Source organism: Arthrobacter sp. 131MFCol6.1, assembly GCF_000374925.1.
In the GTDB taxonomy this organism is placed as follows: Bacteria; Actinomycetota; Actinomycetes; order Actinomycetales; family Micrococcaceae; genus Arthrobacter.
In genome coordinates this window covers 1,196,323-1,216,369 of record NZ_KB895541.1, presented here as the reverse complement: position 1 = coordinate 1,216,369, position 20,047 = coordinate 1,196,323, and the positions used below count along the sequence as shown (strand labels likewise).

At 66.9% G+C, this 20,047-nt stretch carries 18 protein-coding genes; 10 read left to right on the top strand and 8 right to left on the bottom strand.

Annotated elements, in window-relative coordinates:
• Positions 1–3 precede the first annotated feature (3 nt).
• From C566_RS0105670 to C566_RS0105660, 3 genes are all read left to right on the top strand, one after another.
• A complete protein-coding gene (locus C566_RS0105670; protein ID WP_026266422.1) occupies positions 4–663 on the top strand; it encodes an ATP-dependent Clp protease proteolytic subunit in 660 nt (219 codons plus the stop codon).
• 131 nt (positions 664–794) lie between these two features.
• Positions 795–2,078 (top strand): ATP-dependent Clp protease ATP-binding subunit ClpX, encoded by a 1,284-nt coding sequence (gene clpX, locus C566_RS0105665; protein WP_018773373.1) that lies wholly within the window; start codon positions 795–797, stop codon positions 2,076–2,078.
• A 113-nt stretch (positions 2,079–2,191) separates the two neighbouring features.
• Positions 2,192–2,797, top strand: coding sequence for a mycothiol-dependent nitroreductase Rv2466c family protein (locus C566_RS0105660; RefSeq protein WP_051082259.1), 606 nt, complete (start codon positions 2,192–2,194; stop codon positions 2,795–2,797).
• 551 nt (positions 2,798–3,348) lie between these two features.
• Here the strand turns inward: C566_RS0105660 and C566_RS22635 are convergent.
• The 3 genes from C566_RS22635 to valS all read right to left on the bottom strand — a co-directional run bounded on the left by C566_RS22635 (position 3,349) and on the right by valS (position 6,920).
• A complete protein-coding gene (locus C566_RS22635) occupies positions 3,349–3,495 on the bottom strand; it encodes a hypothetical protein (protein ID WP_018773371.1) in 147 nt (48 codons plus the stop codon).
• Between the two features lies 1 nt (position 3,496).
• Positions 3,497–3,961 carry a DUF6325 family protein gene (locus tag C566_RS0105650; RefSeq protein WP_018773370.1) on the bottom strand — a complete coding sequence of 155 codons (465 nt, stop codon included), beginning with the start codon at positions 3,959–3,961 and terminating at the stop codon, positions 3,497–3,499.
• Positions 3,962–4,301: 340 nt separating this feature from the next.
• A complete protein-coding gene (gene valS, locus C566_RS0105645; protein ID WP_018773369.1) occupies positions 4,302–6,920 on the bottom strand; it encodes a valine--tRNA ligase in 2,619 nt (872 codons plus the stop codon).
• A 106-nt stretch (positions 6,921–7,026) separates the two neighbouring features.
• On the opposite strand from valS, the gene C566_RS0105640 reads away from it, so the two are divergent.
• The 3 genes from C566_RS0105640 to C566_RS0105630 all read left to right on the top strand — a co-directional run bounded on the left by C566_RS0105640 (position 7,027) and on the right by C566_RS0105630 (position 9,511).
• Positions 7,027–7,416, top strand: coding sequence for a DUF488 domain-containing protein (locus tag C566_RS0105640; RefSeq protein ID WP_018773368.1), 390 nt, complete (start codon positions 7,027–7,029; stop codon positions 7,414–7,416).
• Positions 7,417–7,443: 27 nt separating this feature from the next.
• Positions 7,444–8,250 carry an SDR family oxidoreductase gene (locus tag C566_RS0105635; RefSeq protein ID WP_018773367.1) on the top strand — a complete coding sequence of 269 codons (807 nt, stop codon included), beginning with the start codon at positions 7,444–7,446 and terminating at the stop codon, positions 8,248–8,250.
• A gap of 175 nt (positions 8,251–8,425) precedes the next feature.
• Entirely contained in the window at positions 8,426–9,511 is a 1,086-nt protein-coding gene (locus tag C566_RS0105630) for a glycerophosphodiester phosphodiesterase (RefSeq protein ID WP_018773366.1), read from the top strand.
• Here the strand turns inward: C566_RS0105630 and C566_RS0105625 are convergent.
• Positions 9,508–10,563 carry an endonuclease/exonuclease/phosphatase family protein gene (locus C566_RS0105625; protein ID WP_026266418.1) on the bottom strand — a complete coding sequence of 352 codons (1,056 nt, stop codon included), beginning with the start codon at positions 10,561–10,563 and terminating at the stop codon, positions 9,508–9,510. The two genes, C566_RS0105630 and C566_RS0105625, sit on opposite strands and share 4 nt — an antisense overlap.
• A gap of 454 nt (positions 10,564–11,017) precedes the next feature.
• Between C566_RS0105625 and ileS the strand changes: the two genes are divergently transcribed.
• The 4 genes from ileS to ndk all read left to right on the top strand — a co-directional run bounded on the left by ileS (position 11,018) and on the right by ndk (position 16,682).
• Positions 11,018–14,374: an isoleucine--tRNA ligase gene (ileS, locus tag C566_RS0105620; protein WP_018773364.1), complete on the top strand. Its 3,357-nt coding sequence runs from the start codon at positions 11,018–11,020 to the stop codon at positions 14,372–14,374.
• Positions 14,375–14,377: 3 nt separating this feature from the next.
• Entirely contained in the window at positions 14,378–15,736 is a 1,359-nt protein-coding gene (locus C566_RS0105615; protein ID WP_018773363.1) for a bifunctional folylpolyglutamate synthase/dihydrofolate synthase, read from the top strand.
• A 3-nt stretch (positions 15,737–15,739) separates the two neighbouring features.
• Positions 15,740–16,195 carry a DUF4233 domain-containing protein gene (locus C566_RS0105610; protein ID WP_026266417.1) on the top strand — a complete coding sequence of 152 codons (456 nt, stop codon included), beginning with the start codon at positions 15,740–15,742 and terminating at the stop codon, positions 16,193–16,195.
• A gap of 73 nt (positions 16,196–16,268) precedes the next feature.
• Complete coding sequence (gene ndk / locus C566_RS0105605) at positions 16,269–16,682, top strand: nucleoside-diphosphate kinase (RefSeq protein ID WP_018773361.1); 414 nt, start codon at positions 16,269–16,271, stop codon at positions 16,680–16,682.
• Positions 16,683–16,832: 150 nt separating this feature from the next.
• On the opposite strand, the gene C566_RS0105600 is transcribed toward ndk, so the two are convergent.
• From C566_RS0105600 to C566_RS0105585, 4 genes are all read right to left on the bottom strand, one after another.
• The gene (locus tag C566_RS0105600) at positions 16,833–17,321 is read right to left on the bottom strand and encodes a hypothetical protein (RefSeq protein WP_018773360.1); all 489 of its coding nucleotides are present in this window, start codon (positions 17,319–17,321) and stop codon (positions 16,833–16,835) included.
• Positions 17,322–17,494: 173 nt separating this feature from the next.
• Complete coding sequence (locus tag C566_RS0105595; RefSeq protein WP_026266415.1) at positions 17,495–18,220, bottom strand: dienelactone hydrolase family protein; 726 nt, start codon at positions 18,218–18,220, stop codon at positions 17,495–17,497.
• 64 nt (positions 18,221–18,284) lie between these two features.
• The gene (locus C566_RS0105590; protein ID WP_043465752.1) at positions 18,285–18,830 is read right to left on the bottom strand and encodes a flavodoxin domain-containing protein; all 546 of its coding nucleotides are present in this window, start codon (positions 18,828–18,830) and stop codon (positions 18,285–18,287) included.
• Between the two features lie 166 nt (positions 18,831–18,996).
• Positions 18,997–19,668: a vitamin K epoxide reductase family protein gene (locus C566_RS0105585; RefSeq protein ID WP_018773357.1), complete on the bottom strand. Its 672-nt coding sequence runs from the start codon at positions 19,666–19,668 to the stop codon at positions 18,997–18,999.
• Positions 19,669–20,047: the final 379 nt, after the last annotated feature.

The following is a 20,047-nucleotide window of genomic DNA, read 5'->3' as shown; positions in this document are numbered from 1 at the left end:
AACATGAACTACAACTTCGGTTCGACTGCCGGTAACCTGCCGAGCAGCCGCTACGTGCTGCCCCAGTTCGAAGAGCGCACCCCCTACGGCTTCAAGCGCCAGGACCCGTACACCAAGCTGTTCGAGGACCGCATCATCTTCCTTGGCGTGCAGGTCGACGACGCCTCGGCCGACGACGTCATGGCCCAGCTGCTGGTGCTCGAGTCCACCGACCCGGACCGCGACATCACGCTCTACATCAACTCCCCGGGCGGTTCCTTCACCGCCATGACCGCGATCTACGACACCATGACGTACATCCGGCCTGAGATCCAGACCGTCTGCCTCGGCCAGGCGGCCAGCGCCGCCGCCGTGCTGCTCGCGGCCGGCACGCCGGGCAAGCGCCTCGCGCTGCCGAACGCCCGCGTACTGATCCACCAGCCCTCACTGTCCGGCGGACAGGGCGGGCAGGCCTCGGACCTGGAGATCCAGGCCGCCGAGGTCATGCGCATGCGCTCCTGGCTCGAGGACACGCTGGCCAAGCACTCCGGCCGCACGCCGGAGCAGGTCAACAACGACATCGAGCGGGACAAGATCCTCACGGCCGCCGAGGCCATGCAGTACGGCCTCATTGACCAGGTCCTGGATTCCCGCAAGATCAAGCCCCAGGCAATCGCGCGCTAATCAGCAATCCGCGGCGCCGGTGCGGCATTTTTACTTGGCCGCACCGGCGTCCGCTTTCCACCCAACGGGCCCAAAGTGACCTAGAGTGGAACATGTCACAGCCAGCAGCAAGCTACTAAAGGGGTTCACACATGGCTCGGATTGGCGAGAGCACAGATCTGCTGAAGTGTTCTTTCTGCGGAAAGAGCCAGAAGCAGGTCCGCAAGCTCATTGCCGGGCCCGGCGTCTACATCTGCGACGAGTGCATCGAACTCTGCAACGAGATCATCGAAGAGGAACTCGCGGAAGTAGCTGACCTGGGCAGTTTCGAGCTGCCCAAGCCCCGCGAAATCTTTGATTTCCTGCAGGAATATGTGATTGGCCAGGAACCGGCCAAGCGATCCCTCGCCGTCGCTGTGTACAACCACTACAAACGGATCCAGGCCGGCCACGCGCCGAAGAGCGGCAACCTCGCCGACGGCGTGCACCACGACGACGTCGAGATCGCCAAGTCCAACATCCTGCTGATCGGCCCCACCGGCTGCGGCAAGACCTACCTGGCCCAAACTCTCGCCCGCCGCCTCAACGTCCCGTTCGCCGTCGCCGACGCCACGGCCCTGACGGAGGCCGGCTACGTCGGGGAGGACGTGGAGAACATCCTCCTCAAGCTCATCCAGGCCGCCGACTACGACGTCAAAAAGGCCGAGCAGGGCATCATTTACATCGATGAGATCGACAAGATTTCACGCAAGAGCGAAAATCCGTCCATCACCCGGGACGTCTCGGGGGAGGGCGTGCAGCAGGCGCTCCTGAAGATCCTCGAGGGCACCGTGGCCTCGGTCCCGCCGCAGGGCGGACGCAAGCACCCGCACCAGGAATTCATCCAGATCGACACCACCAACGTGCTGTTCATCGTGGCCGGCGCGTTCGCCGGGCTCGAGGACATCATCGGTTCGCGGTCCGGGCGCAAGGGCATCGGCTTCGGCGCCCCTCTCAACGAGGTCAAGAACACCACGGATTCCTACGGCGAGGTCATGCCGGAAGACCTGCTCAAGTTCGGGCTGATCCCGGAATTCATCGGCCGGCTGCCCGTCATCACGACCGTCTCGAACCTGGACCGCGCCGCCCTCATCCAGATCCTGTCCACGCCGAAGAATGCCCTCGTCAAGCAGTACCAGAAGATGTTCCAGCTCGACGGCGTCGAGCTCATCTTCGAGGACGAGGCCCTCAACACCATTGCCGACCAGGCGCTGGAGCGCGGCACCGGAGCCCGGGGGCTCCGCGCCATCATGGAGGAAGTCCTGCTCCCGGTCATGTTCGACCTCCCCAGCCGCGACGACGTCGCCAGCGTCGTGATCACGGAAGAGGTCGTGACCAAGAAGGCCGCGCCCACGATGATCGCCCACGACGAGGTCAAGCGCCGCAAGTCGGCCTGATCCGGAATATAAACGCGGCCAAGGTCGCTGTATTCTTTTGCGCGCCGTGTGTGTGATCTGCCCCGGCGCAGTCCCAAGCAGACTTCTTAAGGAGAACACCTGTGTCTGAAACCATGACCAACAAAGCCGACTTCTGGTTCGACCCGATGTGCCCCTTCGCCTGGGTCACCTCCCGCTGGATCGGCGAAGTCGAAGAAGTCCGCGACATCAAGACCGAGTGGCATGTGATGAGCCTCGCCGTGCTCAATGAGGGCCGCGAGGAACTGCCCGAGCAGTACCGCGAGTTCATGAAGAAGGCGTGGGCTCCGGTCCGCGTCATCACCGCCGCCGCTGAACAGCATGGTGCGGAATACATCAAGGCGCTCTATGACTCCATGGGCACCAAGATCCACAACGAAGGCATCACGGATATCGACGAGGTCATCGCCAAGTCGCTGGCCGAGGCAGGACTGCCGGCCGAGCTTGCGGCCGCGGGCCAGGGCGACGAATTCGACGCGCAGCTGCGCGCCAGCCACGAGGCAGGCATCTCGCTGGTTGGACAGGACGTGGGGACACCCGTCGTCGCCTTCAACGGCACGGCCTTCTTCGGCCCGGTCCTGACGCGCATCCCGCGCGGCGAGGAAGCCGGCCAGATCTGGGACGCCACGGTGACCCTGGCATCCTTCCCGTACTTCTTCGAAATCAAGCGCAGCCGCACCGAAAGCCCGGTGTTCAACTAGGCCTGAACACGCCGGGCCTGGCCCCCTGCCCGGCCTGCCAGGAGCCCCGGTAGAACTACTCCTATGTAGTTCTGCCGGGGCTCTTGTGCACGGCGGGCCGGGGGACAACAATAGAACTTACCCACTTCGAAAGAAGAGGGACGCAGGAACCAAAGATTCAGTGACACTCATCCGACGCAGCCTTCGGCAAAGTCAGATGATGGCTACCAGTGACGAGGTAGGAAGACCTGAAAGTCTAAGGATCCCGCCAGATTGTCTAAGACGTCACGTGACAATCGAAAAGTCGAAGCCCCACCAACGGCTAACGCTGATGGGGCTTCCCCTTTGCCCAAAAACAGGGTGACTTGCCCAAATCAGGGTGACCAAAATTGTTTCCCCAAAAACAGTCCCCAAAAAGTGTGCCCAAAATTCGTCAGATCGCTGTCCCGGGGCGCTTCCCCGGGTGGGGAGTGGGCCTTGTGCAGGTGCGCATGACCCAAGGCGGGTCATGCGCACCTGCGCGTGCCCGGGGCTGGCTCCGTGGGGTCAGCCGCGGGTGTTAGTCGCGGGTATTAATCGCGTCGGTCTTCCCGGCGGTCGCCGCGGTCGTCCCGGCGGTCGTCCCGCCGGTCGTGGCGACGGTTGATCCCGTGGGCGACCACAACGGCCCCGCCGACGGCGGCGGCGGTCCTGCGTCTGCGGCGTGCTGCCAGTGGCATGTCAGGCTCCTTCTGTCGTTTGTTCGGCCTCGGCGTCGGCCTGGAAGGCGGCGATGACGGCCTGGGTCGGGATCCGGCCGCTGGCCACGAGTTGGCCGCCGGCCTTGCGGACTGCCGTGCCGAACGGGGCCGCCCACAGGTTCTCCCAGACGAGCACCGCGGCGGAGTGGCCGGGCGCGATCGTCTCGGCCAGGTCCATGACGTCCTGCTCAGAGAGCACCATGGCCAGGTCGGCCTCGGCCGTGCGCACCTCGCCGAGCTCGCTCGGGTCGAGGTCGGAGATCTCCGCCGTCTCGAGTGTGCCGTCCTCCGTCTTCCTCAGGAACACCATGTCGAGCACCCTGACGAGGTCACGCTGGACCAGGTCCTCCAGGAACGGGGCGATCTGGCCCTTGCCGAAGTCGGGCCCGGGGAATTCAACGACGATCCAGTCCACTGGCCCCAGTTCATCGAGTGTCTCAGTCATGCGTATGACCTCCGCTTCTTCTTGGGGTTCAAGGCGATCCGACGGACCGCTGCATCTCATTCTGTGCCCCCGGTGAGGTGCGGCGCCTCACCCGCACCGGGTGACCTCATGCACCCGGGGCAGGGCCCGCGGTCCTGTTCCGTCTGTTCGGCGGTGGTGACGGGAAGGTTGCCCGGGCAGTGGGACTGCCCGGCGGCCCAGCGGAGGTAGGCCTCGGCGTGGATCGCTTCTGCCCCTGAGGACGAGCGAGGGCGCCGCGCCAGGTTTCCCCGGCACGGCGCCCTCATCAGTCTCCGGAGGCCAGACCCAAACGTCTGCCCCCGGACGGGCCGCGCAGGCCTTACGCCTGGACGGCCGGCTCGGCCGGTGCCAGCACCACGTCGCTGACGGCCAGTTCGCCCTCGCCGGCGACAAGCGCCAGTTCACGGGCGTTGGCCGCGGCCTTGAGGTCGGCGAGGCCGGCCTTGAGCTGGGTCGTGAGGGATTCCGAGGCCGTGATCGTCGCGGAGAGCACCTCGGTGCGCTGCTTGACCTTGGCCTCGGACTTCGCCTTGCGGATGCCGCTGAGCGCGGTGCCCACCGTGGCCAGGAGGGTCGTGTCGCCGTCGACCGCGATGGCGGAGGGCCACTGGGCGCGGTGCACGGAACCGGTGCGCCACCAGCTCCAGACTTCCTCCGTGGCGAACGGCAGGAACGGCGCAAAGAGCCGCAGGAGGGTGTCCAGGCTCGTCGCGAGGGCGGCCAGCACGGACGCCTGCTGCTCCTCGCCGGCCGCACCGTAGGCGCGGTCCTTGATGAGCTCCACGTAGTCGTCGGTGAAGTTCCAGAAGAAGCTCTCGGTGATCTGCAGCGCCCGGGCGTAGTCGTAGCCCTCGAAGGCCTTGGTGGCCTGCTGAACGACGTCGGCGAGCTGGGCCAGGACGGCCCGGTCCAGCGGGTTGCTCAGCACGGACAGGTCACCGGAGACGACCGAGTCCTCGGTGGCGCCCAGGTTCAGGACGAACTTGGAGGCGTTGAGCAGCTTGATCGCCAGGCGGCGGCCGATCTTCATCTGCGCGATCTCGTAGGCGGTGTCCGCGCCGAGCTTGGCCGAGGCAGCCCAGTAGCGCACGGCGTCGGAGCCGTACTCCTCCAGCACATCCGTGGGCACAATGACGTTGCCCTTGGATTTGGACATCTTCTTCCGGTCCGGGTCCAGGATCCAGCCGGAAATGGCAGCGTGCTTCCACGGTGCGGTCTTCTGCAGCGCGTCGGCGCGGACGGCGGAGGAGAACAGCCAGGTCCGGATGATGTCATGACCCTGCGGGCGCACGTCGAAGGGGTAGACCTTGGCGAAGAGCGCCTCGTCGGTGCTCCAGCCGCCCACAATCTGCGGGGTCAGCGAGGACGTGGCCCAGGTATCGAGGACGTCCGCGTCGCCGGTGAAGCCGCCCGGCACGTCGCGCTGGGCTTCCTCGTAGCCGGGGGCCGCATCCGCCGCGGGATCCACGGGCAGCTGCGCGTCGAACGGAACGATCGGCGCGTCGTACTCGGGGTTGCCGTCGGCATCGAGCGGGTACCAGACCGGCACCGGCACGCCGAAGAAGCGCTGGCGGGACACGAGCCAGTCGCCATTGAGCCCCGAAATCCAGTTCTCGTAGCGGGAGCCCATGAACGCCGGGTGGAACTCGATCTCGTTGCCGCGGCCAATCAGCCGTTCGCGGCGGTCCTCGTCGCGGCCGCCGTTGCGGATGTACCACTGGCGCGAGGTGACGACCTCGAGAGGCTTGTCACCCTTCTCGAAGAAGTTCACCGGGTGCATGATCTTCTTGGGCTCGCCGTCGAGCAGGTCCGCGGCGGCCAGGAGCTCCACCACGGACTCCTTGGCACTGAACACCGTCTTGCCGGCGATGGCCGCGAAGTTGGCGCGGCCTTCTTCGGTGGTGATCCACTCCGGGGTCTCGCCGATGATGCGGCCGTCCCGGCCCACGATCGCGCGGGTGGGCAGCTGCAGCTCGCGCCACCAGGTGACGTCGGTGAGGTCGCCGAAGGTGCAGACCATGGCGACGCCGGAGCCCTTGTCCGCCTTGGCCAGCGGGTGGGCCTTGACCTCCACCTCTACGCCGAACAGCGGTGAGGTGACCTTCTTGCCGAACAGCGGCTTGTAGCGCTCGTCATCGGGGTTGGCCACGAGCGCGGCGCAGGCGGCCAGCAGCTCGGGGCGGGTGGTCTCGATGAAGATCTTCTCGCCGTCTTCGGTGAAGAACGGGTAGCGGTAGTAGGCGCCAGCGACCTCGCGGTCTTCAAGCTCGGCCTGGGCCACCGCGGTGCGGAACGTGACATCCCACAGGGTGGGGGCCTCGGCCATGTACGCGTCGCCGGCGGCCAGGTTGGCCAGGAAGGCCCGCTGCGAGATGGCGCGGGACTTGTCATCGATGGTCCGGTAGGTCAGGTCCCAGTCCACGGACAGGCCCAGGGTCTGGAAGAGGTGCTCGAAGACCTTCTCGTCCTCGACCGCGAGCTCTTCGCACAGCTCGATAAAGTTCTTGCGGGAGATGACGTCGAAGTCGCGCTGGTTCTTGGCGGGCTCGGCCGGGGGGCGGTAGCCGGCGTCGTAGGCGATCGCCGGGTCGCAGCGCACGCCGTAGTAGTTCTGGACGCGGCGCTCGGTGGGCAGGCCGTTGTCGTCCCAGCCCATGGGGTAGAAGACGTTCTTGCCGGTCATGCGCTGGTAGCGCGCCAGGACGTCGGTCTGGGTGTAGGAGAACATGTGTCCGACATGGAGGGATCCCGACGCGGTAGGCGGGGGAGTGTCGATCGAGTAGACCTGTTCCCGGGTGGTGTCCTGGGTGAACTTGTAGGTCCCTTCCTCAAGCCAGCGCCGCGTGAGCGCCTCTTCCAGCCCCTCCAGGGCGGGCTTGTCCGGAACGTTGATGGGGGCGGTGGTGGGCGTGTCTGTACCCTGATTGTCTTCAGCCATGGGCCAATTCTTCCACTAACTGCCATCCCCTTATGTACCGGAACGCACCGGCGGCGGGTTCTCCGGGTGCGGGAGCCGCCGAAGTAACGTGAAGTAGCATGCGCAGATGGGCAATTCTGAGAGAAATTCTGCCGGAGCCTTCGCGATCAAGCGCGTCTATGCGGATCCTTCCGACGACGACGGCTGCCGGGTCCTGGTGGACCGGCTCTGGCCGCGGGGAGTCAGCAAGGAAAGGGCCCAACTGGAGCTCTGGCTCAAGGACGTGGCGCCGTCACCGCCGCTGCGCAAGGAATTCGCGCACATGCAGGAGCGGTTCGCGCAGTTCCGGGCGGCCTATGAAGCGGAGCTGGAAACCAACCCCGCGGTGCAGACGCTGTACGGACTCGCGGCGGAGCACGGGAAAGTGACGCTGCTCTTCGGCGCCCGGGACCCGGAGACCAACCATGCCCGGGTGCTTCAGGAGTTCCTGGAGCGAGGCCGCAACAGCAGGAAATGAGCCCGCGATTGCCGTTAGGGTGGTGCCATGACTGAGGGAATCGACAACAACACACAAGAATTCACGACACAGGAATTCAACGCAGCAGTGGCCAAAGCAGCAGTGGTCACCGGCGCCAGCACCGGAATCGGCGAGGCCACGGTGCGTTCGCTCCGCAAGGAAGGCTGGACCGTGTTCGCCGTCGCCCGCCGTGCCGACCGGCTCGAAGCGCTCGCCGCCGAAACCGGCGCCGTCGCTCTTCCCGCCGATGTGACCGACGACGCCGATGTGGCCCGGCTGCTCGATGCAGTGACCCGCGCCGGCGGCATCGACACGCTGATCAACATCGCGGGCGGTGCCCGCGGCGCCGACAAGATTGCCGGGGCCAAGACCGAGGACTGGGAATGGATGTTCCAGGTCAACGTGCTGGGCAGCATGAAGCTGATCCGCGCGTTCCTGCCCATGCTGCGTGCCTGCGGCGAGGGCACCGTGCTGAACCTGACCTCCACGGCCGGGCTCGCGGCCTATGAGGGCGGCGGAGGCTACAACGCGGCCAAGTTCGCCCAGCACGCCCTGACAGGCGCCCTGCGGCTCGAAGAGGCCGAGCACAACCTCCGCGTGATCGAGGTGGCCCCCGGGCTGGTGCAGACCGAGGAGTTCGCCCTCAACCGCCTCGGCGACCAGGACGCGGCAGCCAAGGTGTACCAGGGAGTCGAGAAGCCGCTGACCGCCGAGGACGTGGCCGATGTGGTCCGCTACGCCGTCGTGGCGCCACACCACGTCAACCTGGACCAGATCGTGATCCGCCCGGTAGCGCAAGCGGCCAACTACAAGCTGATCCGCAAGAGCCAGTAGGGCCCGGACCTGGGCTAAGGGCTAAGGGCTAAGGGCGCTGGGCTCCGGTCCAGGCCGTGCCCAGGGCCAGGCCCGACGGCGGGCGTCCGGCGGCGACACCGGACGTTCACCGCCGCGTGGGGCGGAGGTCAGGCATTGCTGGTCCGTAGTTGGCCGGGGTTGGGCAAGGTTGCGCATGCAACTGCACACCACCAGAGTGGAGATCTTTCCCATGCGAACCCCGACGAAGCTCGGCGCTGCCGTACTCAGCGCAGCCCTGCTCCTCACCGCCGCCGCCCAGGCAAACGCTGCCGACACGAACCCCAACGGCCAGGACAACCACTTTGACCTCGAGGCCCATCGAGGCGGCATCGGCTTGAGCGTCGAGTCAACCCTGGCGTCGTTCGCGAAGGGGATCGAGACCGGCGTCTCCACCCTTGAGCTTGACCTCCAGATCACCAAGGACGGCCACGAGGTCATCACCCACGACCGCAAGATCAGCGGCCAGAAGTGCCTGGACACGGCTCCTGTCACGCCGAACGACCCCCAGTTCCCTTACGTGGGCAAATACATCAAGGACCTGACGTTCGCGCAGGTCCGGAGCCTGGACTGCGGGAGCCTCACGCTGCCCCAGTTCCCGGGCCAGGCGGCCTCGCCGGCGGCCAAGATGCCCACGCTGGCCGAGGTCTTCGCGTTGGCGGACTCCCGCCGCGCCAGCCGGGTGAAGTTCAATATCGAAACCAAGGTGGAGGCAGGTGCGCCGCAGGAAACCGCGCCGCGTGAGCAGTTCGTCGACGTCGCCCTCCGCGAAATCAAGGCCGCCCACATGCAGAGCCGTGTCTCAATCCAGAGCTTCGACTGGGGTTCGTTGCGCCTGGTGCAGCAGCAGGATCCCCAGATCCGCACCGTGGCCCTGACTAACAAGGACTTCCTCCAGGCAGGCCAGCCGGGCAAGTCGCCGTGGCTGGGCGGCATCGACGCCGATGACTTCGGCGGTGACCTCGTCGCCGCAGCCTCCTCCCTGGGCTTCGATGCCATCTCACCGGTGCACGGCACGCCGCAGAACGGCGCCGTGACGGATCCGGGCTATGTTCCGTACGTCACCGCCGACATGGTCCGCCGTGCCCATGCGGCCGGCATGCAGGTCATTCCGTGGACCGTTGATGACAAGCCCACCATGCGGGCGCTCATCGGTGCCGGCGTGGACGGGCTGATCACCGATTACCCGGACCGGCTCCGGGACGTGATGGCCGAGTCCGGCATGAAACTGCCGCGCAGCTAGTCCGCCGCCGGGACGGACAACGTGGCCAGGACCGCCGCGTGGTCCGTCCCGGCCACCGGCAGCACGGCATAGCCGCTGCTGCGCACCCGCGGGCCGGTCACGATGTGGTCGATCACCACGCCCGGCAGCGGGGGCCCGGCCATGGGCCAGGTCGTCACCAGCCGCGCCAGGGCGGCGGCGCCGGCGTCGACGCGGGGGCCATCGGGCCCGGTACCGTCCGGGCCCTGAAGGATCTGGCGGAACTCCGCGTGGTCGAGGGTGGCGTTGAAGTCGCCCAGCAGCAGCATGTTGCCGGGACGGGCGGCAAGGCGGCCCAGGGCAGCCAATTCGCTCCGCCACTGCCCGGCCCGGCCCCACACCGGAGCCTTGGTGTGCACGTTGGTGACGGTGAGGGGGGCCGGCCGGCCGCCGGCGTCGAGCTCCAACTGCACTGTGGGCATGTGGAAGGCGGAACCGTCCACGGAGTCCACCGGAATCATCGGGCGGGAGGAGTACACGGCACCGCCGCCCGCGCCGTCCCTCGAACGGCTGATCCGGTGCGGAAGCAGCGCGCCCAGCCCCTCCGCGTCCAGCCGTTTTTCCAGGGCCGGCGAGAGTTCCTGGACGGCAAGGAACCCGACGCTGTTTTCACGCACCAGCCGGACCACTTCCGCGGCGTCCGCCTGGCCTTTCCAGGCGTTGAGGCTCATGACCGTCAGTTCCGCCGCCGGCCGCTGTCCCGTGTCCCGTGCCGTGTCCTGTTCCTGCCCCTGTAAGGGGTCCGCCGGCCGGGCCAGGAACCGGTCCGCTACGCGGTCCGGCGGGAACAGCCACAGCAGCTGGAGGGCCAGGAGAGCGCCGGCCGGGAGGACCGCCCAGGGACGCCGGCCCGGCAGCGCGAGCAGGAGGGCCGCGCCCGCGGGGAGCACGAACCAGGGCGTGTAGGCCACGAGCTGGACCACAGGGGCCGGCCACGGCGCCGGGACCGCCCGGAATATGGAGACCACCGCAACGGGCGCGGCGCAGAGGGCAGAGGACACGTGCCACCGCCGGCTGGCGCTGCGGCGCTTCACGGGTAGGCCCGGGGCGGCCGGGGGACGGTCATGGCAAGAGTCTATGCAGTCGGACCGCCGACGTCGCCCCCCTCACAGCGGAGATTGCCGCGCTGTAAAACGGAGGGTCACTGCCTGTCACTGCCTGTCACTGCGTTGGGCCAGTGATTTGCAGTAACATCGACGTAGCAGCTTTGACCCGGCCATCACCGGTGAGCTTCCGGAAGAAAACCCCCGCATGCAGTGGAGACTCAGTCGCCACAGTGCGTGCTTGGGCCAGTAGAACCGGACGGGTAAGCCCGTCACAGCAGTAATGAGCGGCCGACGCCGGTGCAGACCCTTTCCCGGAAGGGTGGGAACCGGTGGCGGTAAGTGAGGTGGTACCGCGGAGCCGGTGCTGTCGAAAGACAGTGCAGGGGCCGTCCTCGCATCCTGAATGAATACATGTGTTCGCCGCTCAACCCAGGATGTCGAGATGACTTACTACCCCAAGGCCTCCGCCGCACCCGCAGGCGCCGGTTCCACCGCTGCTTCCAACACTTCTGCCTCCACCACCTCAGGCGTGTCCGCCTCCGTGAAGTTCCCGGAGATCGAAGAGCGCATCCTCAAGTACTGGGACCAGGACGGTACCTTCCAGGCCAGCATCGACCAGCGCGATGCCGGCAAAGACGGCAGCAACGAATTCGTCTTCTACGACGGCCCGCCCTTCGCCAACGGCCTGCCGCACTACGGCCACCTCCTGACCGGCTACGCCAAGGACCTCGTGGGCCGCTACCAGACCCAGCGCGGCCGCCGGGTGGAGCGCCGCTTCGGCTGGGACACGCACGGACTTCCCGCCGAGCTGGAAGCCATGAAGCAGCTCGGCATGACGGACAAGACCCAGATCGAGGCCATGGGCATCGACAAGTTCAACGACGCCTGCCGCGCCTCCGTCATGAAGTACGCCGACGAGTGGAAGAGCTACGTCACCCGCCAGGCGCGCTGGGTGGACTTCGAGAACGACTACAAGACGCTCAACGTCGAATACATGGAGTCCGTGCTGTGGGCCTTCAAGCAGCTGCACGAAAAGGGCCTGACCTACAACGGCTACCGTGTCCTGCCGTACTGCTGGAAGGACGAGACGCCGCTGTCCAACCATGAGCTGCGCATGGACGACGACGTCTACAAGAACCGCCAGGACCAGACCGTCACCGTCACGTTCCCCATCACGGCGGGGGAGTCGGAGCTGTCCAGGCAGCTCGCCGGGGTGCAGGCGCTCGCCTGGACCACCACGCCCTGGACGCTGCCGACCAACCTCGCGCTCGCCGTCGGGCCCGACATCAGCTACGTGGTCCTGCCGGCCGGCCCGCACGGGATCAAGGCCGCCGCAGCCGACGCGCCCGTCACGGGCAGCTTCCTCCTCGCCGCTGACCTCCTGGCCGCCTACGCCAAGGACCTCGGCTACGGCGACGGGGCCGAGGGCGCCGCCGCCGCGGAAGCCGCCATCTCCTCCCGCCACACCGGCGCCGAACTCAACGGCCTGAGCTACGAGCCGCTTTGGGACTACTTCCACGACGCCGAAAAGTACGGCACCGAGAACGCCTGGCGCTTCCTCGTGGCTGACTACGTCACCACCACCGACGGCACCGGCATCGTCCACCAGGCCCCCGCCTACGGCGAAGACGACCAGAAGATCTGCGAAGAGGCCGGCATCCCCGTGGTCCTCTCGGTCGACGAGGGCGCAAAGTTCCTGCCGCTCTTCGGCCACGGCGACCTCGCCGACATCGCCGGGCTGCAGGTGTTCGAGGCCAACAAGCCCATCACCCAGGTGCTCCGCGCCCAGGGCCGCCTGGTCCGCCAGGCGAGCTATGAGCACAGCTACCCGCACTGCTGGCGCTGCCGCAACCCGCTGATCTACCGCGCCGTGTCCTCCTGGTACGTCGAGGTCACCAAGTTCAAGGACCGCATGTCCGAGCTCAACCAGGACATCAACTGGATCCCGGGCAACGTCAAGGACGGCCAGTTCGGCAAGTGGCTCGCCAACGCCCGCGACTGGTCCATCAGCCGCAACCGCTACTGGGGCAGCCCCATCCCCGTCTGGCAGTCCACCGACCCGGACTACCCGCGCACCGACGTCTACGGCTCCCTGGCCGAGATCGAGGCCGACTTCGGCCGCCTGCCGCTGAACAACGACGGCCAGGTGGACCTGCACCGGCCGTTCATCGACGAGCTCACCCGCCCGAACCCGGATGACCCCCGCACCCCGGAAGAGGGCCAGTCCGTGATGCGCCGCGTCGAGGACGTCCTGGACGTCTGGTTCGACTCCGGGTCCATGCCCTACGGCCAGGTCCACTACCCGTTCCAGAACGAGGAATGGTTCGACACCCACAACCCGGCGGACTTCATCGTCGAGTACATCGGCCAGACCCGCGGCTGGTTCTACATGCTCCACATCCTCTCCACCGCGCTGTTCGACCGCCCGGCCTTCCGCAACGTCATCAGCCACGGCATCGTGCTGGGTTCGGACGGGCAGAAGATGTCCAAGAGCCTGCGCAACTACCCGGACGTCTCCGAGGTCCTGGACCGTGACGGCTCCGACGCCATGCGCTGGTTCCTGATGTCCAGCCCGATCCTGCGCGGCGGCAACCTCGTGGTCACCGAACAGGGCATCCGCGACGGCGTCCGCCAGGTCATCCTGCCGCTGTGGAACGTGTACAGCTTCTTCACGCTGTACACGAACGCTTCGGCTGGCGGGAACGGCTACGACGCGAAGCTCCGCTACGACGGCTACGCCGACACCCTGGACCAGTACCTGATGGCCAACACCGGAGACCTCGTCCGGAACATGACCGCCCAGCTGGACAGCTACGACATCTCCGGAGCCTGCGACGAGCTCCGCAGCTACCTGGACATGCTCACCAACTGGTACGTCCGCCGCAGCCGCCAGCGCTTCTTCGACGAGAGCGTCGACGCCTTCGACGCGCTTTATACCGCGCTGGAAACCGTCACCCGCGTGGCCGCGTCCCTGCTGCCGCTGGTCTCCGAGGAGATCTGGCGCGGTCTCACCGGCGGGCGCTCCGTGCACCTGGCCGACTGGCCGGACGCCGGACTCTACCCGGCCAATCCGGGACTGGTCCAGGCCATGGACCGCGTGCAGCAGATCTGCTCCACCGGCTCCTCGCTGCGCAAGGCCGCAAACCTGCGCGTGCGCCTGCCGCTGCAGGAACTCACGGTGGTGGCACCCGGCGCGGACGCGCTGGGAGGCTTCGCCGCCGTCGTCGCCGATGAACTGAACCTGCGCTCGGTCCGCCTGCTCGACGCCGAGCACGCCTCCCCGGAGGAGTTCGGCATCGAACAGAAGCTCGTGGTCAACGCCCGGGCCGCCGGACCGCGCCTGGGCAAGAACGTCCAGCAGGCCATCAAGGGCTCCAAGTCCGGTGACTGGTCCGTCAGCGACGCCGGGGTGGTCACCGCCGGCGGCCTCGACCTCGAGCCGCAGGAGTACACCCTGGAAACCGTCGTGGCGGAAGCTGCGGAGGGCGCAGGATCCCGCGCGGCGGCCGTGCTTCCCGGCGGCGGGTTCGTGGTCCTCAACACCGAGGTCACCCCGGAGCTGGAGGCCGAAGGTATGGCACGTGACATGGTCCGCGCCATCCAGCAGGCCCGCAAGGACGCCGGACTCAATGTCAGCGACCGGATCAGCACGTCCGTCACGGCGAAGCAGGACGTCGTCGAGGCCCTGCTGGCCAACGCGGAGCTGGTCAAGACCGAAACCCTGACCGTCGAGCTGGAAACCCTGGCGGCCGACGTCAAGGACCCGCAGGTCAGCGTCGCCAAGAAAGTTGGAGCCTAAGCCATGACCGACGAATTCTCCGTGGAAAGCGTCTACGCCGAGCTCCTGGGCCGGGCGCCGGAAAACAAAATGGAGCCGCGGCTCGCCCCGCTGCACCGGGCCATGGAAATCCTGGGGGAGCCGAACAAGGCGTTCCCGATCATCCACGTCACCGGCACCAACGGCAAGACCTCCACAGCCCGGATGATCGAGGCAGGGCTGCGCGCCCACGGCCTGAGCACCGGCCGCTACACGAGCCCGCACCTGTCCAAGGTCACCGAGCGGATCAGCATCGACGGTGCCCCGGTGCCGGATGAGACGTTCGTCCGGATCTGGGACGAGATCCGACCCTACCTGCAGATCGTGGACGGCGAACTCGAGGCGGCGGGCCAGCCCCGGCTGACCTACTTCGAGTGCCTGACCATCCTGGGCTTCGCGGTCTTCGCGGACCAGCCGGTCAACGTCGCGGTCATGGAAGTGGGCCTGGGCGGCATCACCGACGCCACGAACGTCGGCGACGGCCAGGTGGCCGTGATCACCCCGATCTCCCTGGACCACACCGATTTGCTGGGCTACACCACCGGGGACATCGCCTATGAGAAAGCCGGCATCATCAAGCCCGGCGGCTTCCTCATCAGCGCGGCGCAGCCGGTCGACGCGGCCCAGGTCCTGCTGGAGAAGGCCAAGGAAGTCAACGTGCCGTTCCGCTTCGAGGGCGTGGAGTTCGGCGTTGAATCCCGCACCGTCGCGGTGGGCGGCCAGATGGTGACCATCCAGGGCATCGCGGGCCGCTACGAGGACCTGCTGGTACCGCTGCACGGCGCGCACCAGGCCGAGAACGCCGCCGTCGCCATTGCCGCGCTGGAAGCGTTCTTCGGCGGGGAAAAGGCGATCGACGCCGAGATCCTGCAGGAGGCCTTCGCCTCCGTCACCTCCCCGGGCCGGCTCGAGGTGGTCCGCACCGCGCCGACCATCATCGTGGACGCCGCCCACAACCCGGAGGGCATCCGGGTCTCCGCCGAGGCCATCCACGAGGCCTTCAACTTCACCAAGCTGGTGGTGGTGGTCGGTGTGCTGCGGGAAAAAGACGCCGAGGAAATCCTGCGCCAGCTCAAGGAATCCCTGGGCGGGCTCGCCACCGAATACTGCTTCACCCAGTCCAACTCGCCCCGGGCCGTCCCGGCCGAGGACCTGGCCGAGATCGCGGTTGACCTGGGCTTCGGCGAGGAGAACATCCACGTCGCCGAGAAGCTCGACGACGCCCTCGAATGGGCCGTGGAACGTGCCGAAGCCGACGACGAGCTCGCCGGCGGGGTCCTCGTGACGGGCTCGATCACGCTCGTCGCGGACGCCCGGATCCTGCTCGGAAAGGCGGACGCGTAGGCGATGGCGAAACTCACCAAAGCCCAGCGCGAATGGCGCCCGGGTATGCCCAAGAAACGACGTTCCACGAAGGTCATGTTCGCCTCCACGGTCCTGTTGCTGGAAGCGTTCGTGGTGCTCTTCGGGACACTGGCCGTCTTTGGACTGCACCGGAACGAATACCCTGCGGCCCTGGTCTTCTCGGTCGGGATCGGCCTGTGCCTGGTCTTCGTCTTCACCTGCGCGGTCCTCTCGAAGCCGTGGGGAGTGGCCCTGGGCTGGATCCTGCAGCTCGTGCTGATCCTGGGCGGCATCGTGGAACCAGCCATGTACCTCGTCGGCGCGCTCTTCGCCGTGGCGTGGTGGTACGGGATCCGGACCGGCATCCGGATTGACCGCGAAGCCGCCCAACGGGAGCGCGAGCAGGCTGACTGGGATGCCGCCCACCCCCAGGGCCCCGCGCCCGGTAACAGCGCCTGAACGTCCATCCCCGGCACTTGGCCCGAACCCCGTAGACTTGACCCGAATCCCACCCCAACACATTGGAGCAGCTGTGAGCATTGAGCGCACCCTCGTCCTGATCAAGCCCGACGGCGTCGCCCGCAACCTGTCCGGCGCCATCCTGAGCCGGATCGAAGCCAAGGGCTACACCCTGGCCGAGCTCAAGAAGGTCGACGCGAGCCGCGAACTGCTGGAGCAGCACTACGAGGAGCACGTCGGCAAGCCGTTCTACGAGCCGCTGGTTGAGTTCATGCTCAGCGGCCCCGTGGTCGCCGCGATCTTCGAGGGCCACCGCGTGATCGAGGGCTTCCGCACCCTCGCCGGCACCACGGACCCGACGACGGCGGCGCCCGGCACCATCCGCGGCGACTTCGGCCGCGACTGGGGCCTGAAGGTACAGCAGAACCTGGTCCACGGCTCGGATTCGGCGGAATCCGCCGAGCGCGAGATCAAGATCTGGTTCTAGCCCAGGTTTCGGGACACCCTCAGGACCGAGGGGACAGTTTAAGGCCAATGAACGCACGCGTTCATTGGCCTTAACTGTCCCGCCGCGATCGGGCACCTCGCGGCGGAGGGGTTCGCTGCGCGCTCCGGGCCTTCCGGGCCGGGTGCATTCTCAACGGCTGGCGAGGCGCACCAGATTCGAGAACTGACGGGTCTGCATGACCCAGTGCGCGGGCTCCAGCATGGCAATGCTCATGATGGGTTGCAGCCATTGTGGCCGTAGCGACCAGTACCCGCTGACTACCAGCCGGGTGCGCTCACCCGGGGCCTCCCGCAACTCGAATCCCCAGAGCGAGTCGGTGTAATAGCGGGGCCGGGTTCGTGCGGGGTCGAATGGACGCCCGCGGAGATCGACCGACATCCGCAGGCCCAGGAACCTCTCGGGTTCAAGCGCCGCGACCGCCCACCACTCGCTGCCGTCGGGCTTCGCCGCCAGACGGTCACCGATGGCGATGTCCTGCCACTCCGGATGGATGCTCTCTGCGCTGCGGCGCCTGAAGTTGTCGAGACGGTCCCAGCTGTACCAGCCGGCGCGATCCGTTCCCATCTGCACCAGCCAGGGCCACACGCGGGAAGGGGGCGCATCGATGGTGACGGCCATGGTCGCGCTTCGGGTGCTGCCCGGAATCAACCCGGCGCCCGGGTAAGGTCCCCGCGCTTCGTCAACGGTCGCACCCCAGCGAAGCAGGCGTGGCCGCACAACGGCCAGGTAGCCGGTGGTGAAAACGGCCACGGCACCGGCTGCCAGCAGGGATCCCCTCGGTGCAGGGTGCATTATCTAGCTTCCCCCTCAGGGGTGGTCAGGTGTTCCCGGAAGAAGCCGAGGATGCGCACGCGCGCGTCCTCGGCGGAGGGCTCGTGGTAACCGGCAGCGACCAGCTTCGCGAGCAACTTGTCCCCGAACGTGAGATCCGACGGGCCATGCCTGTTGAGGAATCCGTGACCGGCGTCGGGATAGACCTTGATGTCATGGTCTATTCCGGCCTCGGCGAGCAGCGGCTCCAGACGGGCCGGGACCTTGCGCACTCCGGGCCAGCGGTCCCTGCCGCCGTAGCTGCCAACGATGGGGCAGGCGCGGGAAATTGCGCGGGCGGTTTCGTCATCGAGTCCGCCGTAGTTGACGCTTGCCGCGGCGAAGTCATGGTCCGGGGCCAGCATGAGGGCGAACCCGCCGCCCATGCAGAAGCCGATCACGCCGATCCGGCCGGTGCAGCCGTCCTGTCCGGCCAGCCAGGCGCGGCTGGCGTCCAGGTCGCCGAGTGGCCGCCAGCCGCGGATGAGGGACCACAAGCAAGTGGCCCTGCTGCCCCAGTAAAACAAGTCGGGCGCCACGGCGAGGAACCCCTCGCTGGCCAGCCAGTCGGCCTGGCCCCTGGTGTCACGGCTTAGGCCGAGTGCGTCATGGATGACGACGACCCCGGGCCACGGACCGGCACCGGCCGGCGTCGCCGCGTAGGCTGGCATGTCCCCTCGTTCGGTGCGAATGCTCACAACCGTCATGGGGCCTCCCGGGCACGCTCCACCCCGCCAGGCGGCCGGGCCGGACTGTGCAGTCTCGATGGCATTATCCTGTGATGCTGCCTGAAGATGTGGACGAAGCAGGTTTTGCGAGTTGGTCCGTAATCTGGTCCGTCCAGTCGTCGACAGCCGCCCAGTCCCGCAAATCCCCAAAACGGCCGCCGACTAGCCGGAACACCATCCGGAGCGGTGCCGGCATCTGGCCGGCCTGGTAGACGCCGGAGAGGATTTTGTGGTCCCGAAGCGAAACTTCCTTGTTCAGGACTTCGGCCAGACGTTCCTGTTGCAGTGCCGCGCCGCGACGGCGAAACGGCTTGGGCAGCGCATCCGCCATCCCTACGCTGAAGGCCCAGACGGGTCGATTGGCCAGCTCGCGGGCATGGTGTTTGAAGAACAGCAAAGCCGGGGGCAGCCAGGCCTGGTTGTGGATGGCGCTGCCGACGACGACAGCCTCATAGCGCGAGACGGCCTCGACTTCCTCCACGGACCGGCACTCCACCTCGCCCAGCACAACCGCCATCCGGGACGCCATATGTTGGGCTATCTCCCGGGTGGACCCCAAGGCGCTTGCATAGGCAACAAGAACAGTCACGATGAAGCCTCCTGTCTTCCTTTCTCCAGCCTTCTCCAACCTGTGCGCGCGGGGTCGTGCCATAAGTCCCGACATGGGCCCGGACCATGTCACCGAGGTGACAGCAAAGGCCAATGCTCAGCGCGAGCATTGGCCTTAACTGTCACCTCGGTGCGGTTGGGCGCCCTTAGTAGCCGGAGGTCCCGATGAAGACCTGGATGAAGGCGAAGAAGATCGTCGCGATGACGGCGACGTACAGCAGCGCCGTAATGATCCAGCCCGAGTCGCCGATCACCTTGGTGGGGCCGGCAGGCAGCGCGATCACGCCGTGGGAGACGTTCCGGACGCTCACCCAGACGAACAGCGGGATCATCACGGCCCAGACGATCATGCAGAACGGGCACAGGATGTGGATGGAATACAGGGCCTGGGACCAGAGCCAGACCACGAACGCGAAGCCCAGCGTCACGCCCGCCTGCAGCCCCAGCCAGTACCACCGGGCGAACCGGGCGCCGGCGAGGATACCCATGGCCGTGGTGATGATCACGGCGAAGGCGACGATCCCGATGAACATGTTGGGGAAGCCGAACACGGAACTCTGCGGTGTCTGCATGACCTGCCCGCAGGAGATCCATGGGTTCACGTCGCAGACCGTGACGTGGTTCGGGTCCTTCAGGACCTCCAGCTTCTCCAGCACCAGGGCACCGGATGCGAGCCAGCCGATGACGCCGGTGATCAGCAGGAGCCAGGCGAACGGGCGGTCGCGGGTCATCGAGGGAAGGGACCGCTCCGCGGGGGCCGGGCCGGAACCCGGTTGGTGCACGGTCGCGTCGCCGGCAGTGCTGGAGATGCTGGGCATGGAAATTGAGTCCTTTTTAGTCGTCTTGACCGGGTGCTTCTTGCCCCGATTGTAACGCCGCAGGCTGAACAGCGCCGGAAAATGGCCCCGTCCGCCGTGCCCGGCCGCACCTGGTGCGCTTCCGGCCCCGCCTACGCCTGCTTTGACGGCTCCTGTGAGACAATGATCGTGGCTGGAACCCGATCCACATCCGGATTCCGGTCCGGCGATTTTGTTTCAAGACCGCCAATGATGAGCAGGGAGCTGCGGATCCTCTGATTCCAGCTGTCCCGCAATGCCATTGGACGGCACCTGGTTGTGGCGTGTAGGTCAACGGGTTCCAAAACAATCTCGCCGGCCCTCCAGGGCTGCCGCACCCCACTGCCGGTGCGAACCTGAG

What these genes read in the sequence shown, in the direction of transcription:
- C566_RS0105670 (WP_026266422.1), top strand. Translation starts at nt 4, where the DNA reads ATGAACTACAACTTCGGTTCGACTGCCGGTAACCTGCCGAGCAGCCGC.
- clpX (WP_018773373.1), top strand. Translation starts at nt 795, where the DNA reads ATGGCTCGGATTGGCGAGAGCACAGATCTGCTGAAGTGTTCTTTCTGC.
- C566_RS0105660 (WP_051082259.1), top strand. Translation starts at nt 2,192, where the DNA reads ATGACCAACAAAGCCGACTTCTGGTTCGACCCGATGTGCCCCTTCGCC.
- C566_RS22635 (WP_018773371.1), bottom strand. Translation starts at nt 3,495, where the DNA reads ATGCCACTGGCAGCACGCCGCAGACGCAGGACCGCCGCCGCCGTCGGC.
- C566_RS0105650 (WP_018773370.1), bottom strand. Translation starts at nt 3,961, where the DNA reads ATGACTGAGACACTCGATGAACTGGGGCCAGTGGACTGGATCGTCGTT.
- valS (WP_018773369.1), bottom strand. Translation starts at nt 6,920, where the DNA reads ATGGCTGAAGACAATCAGGGTACAGACACGCCCACCACCGCCCCCATC.
- C566_RS0105640 (WP_018773368.1), top strand. Translation starts at nt 7,027, where the DNA reads ATGGGCAATTCTGAGAGAAATTCTGCCGGAGCCTTCGCGATCAAGCGC.
- C566_RS0105635 (WP_018773367.1), top strand. Translation starts at nt 7,444, where the DNA reads ATGACTGAGGGAATCGACAACAACACACAAGAATTCACGACACAGGAA.
- C566_RS0105630 (WP_018773366.1), top strand. Translation starts at nt 8,426, where the DNA reads ATGCAACTGCACACCACCAGAGTGGAGATCTTTCCCATGCGAACCCCG.
- ileS (WP_018773364.1), top strand. Translation starts at nt 11,018, where the DNA reads ATGACTTACTACCCCAAGGCCTCCGCCGCACCCGCAGGCGCCGGTTCC.
- C566_RS0105615 (WP_018773363.1), top strand. Translation starts at nt 14,378, where the DNA reads ATGACCGACGAATTCTCCGTGGAAAGCGTCTACGCCGAGCTCCTGGGC.
- C566_RS0105610 (WP_026266417.1), top strand. Translation starts at nt 15,740, where the DNA reads ATGGCGAAACTCACCAAAGCCCAGCGCGAATGGCGCCCGGGTATGCCC.
- C566_RS0105600 (WP_018773360.1), bottom strand. Translation starts at nt 17,321, where the DNA reads ATGGCCGTCACCATCGATGCGCCCCCTTCCCGCGTGTGGCCCTGGCTG.
- C566_RS0105595 (WP_026266415.1), bottom strand. Translation starts at nt 18,220, where the DNA reads ATGACGGTTGTGAGCATTCGCACCGAACGAGGGGACATGCCAGCCTAC.
- C566_RS0105585 (WP_018773357.1), bottom strand. Translation starts at nt 19,668, where the DNA reads ATGCCCAGCATCTCCAGCACTGCCGGCGACGCGACCGTGCACCAACCG.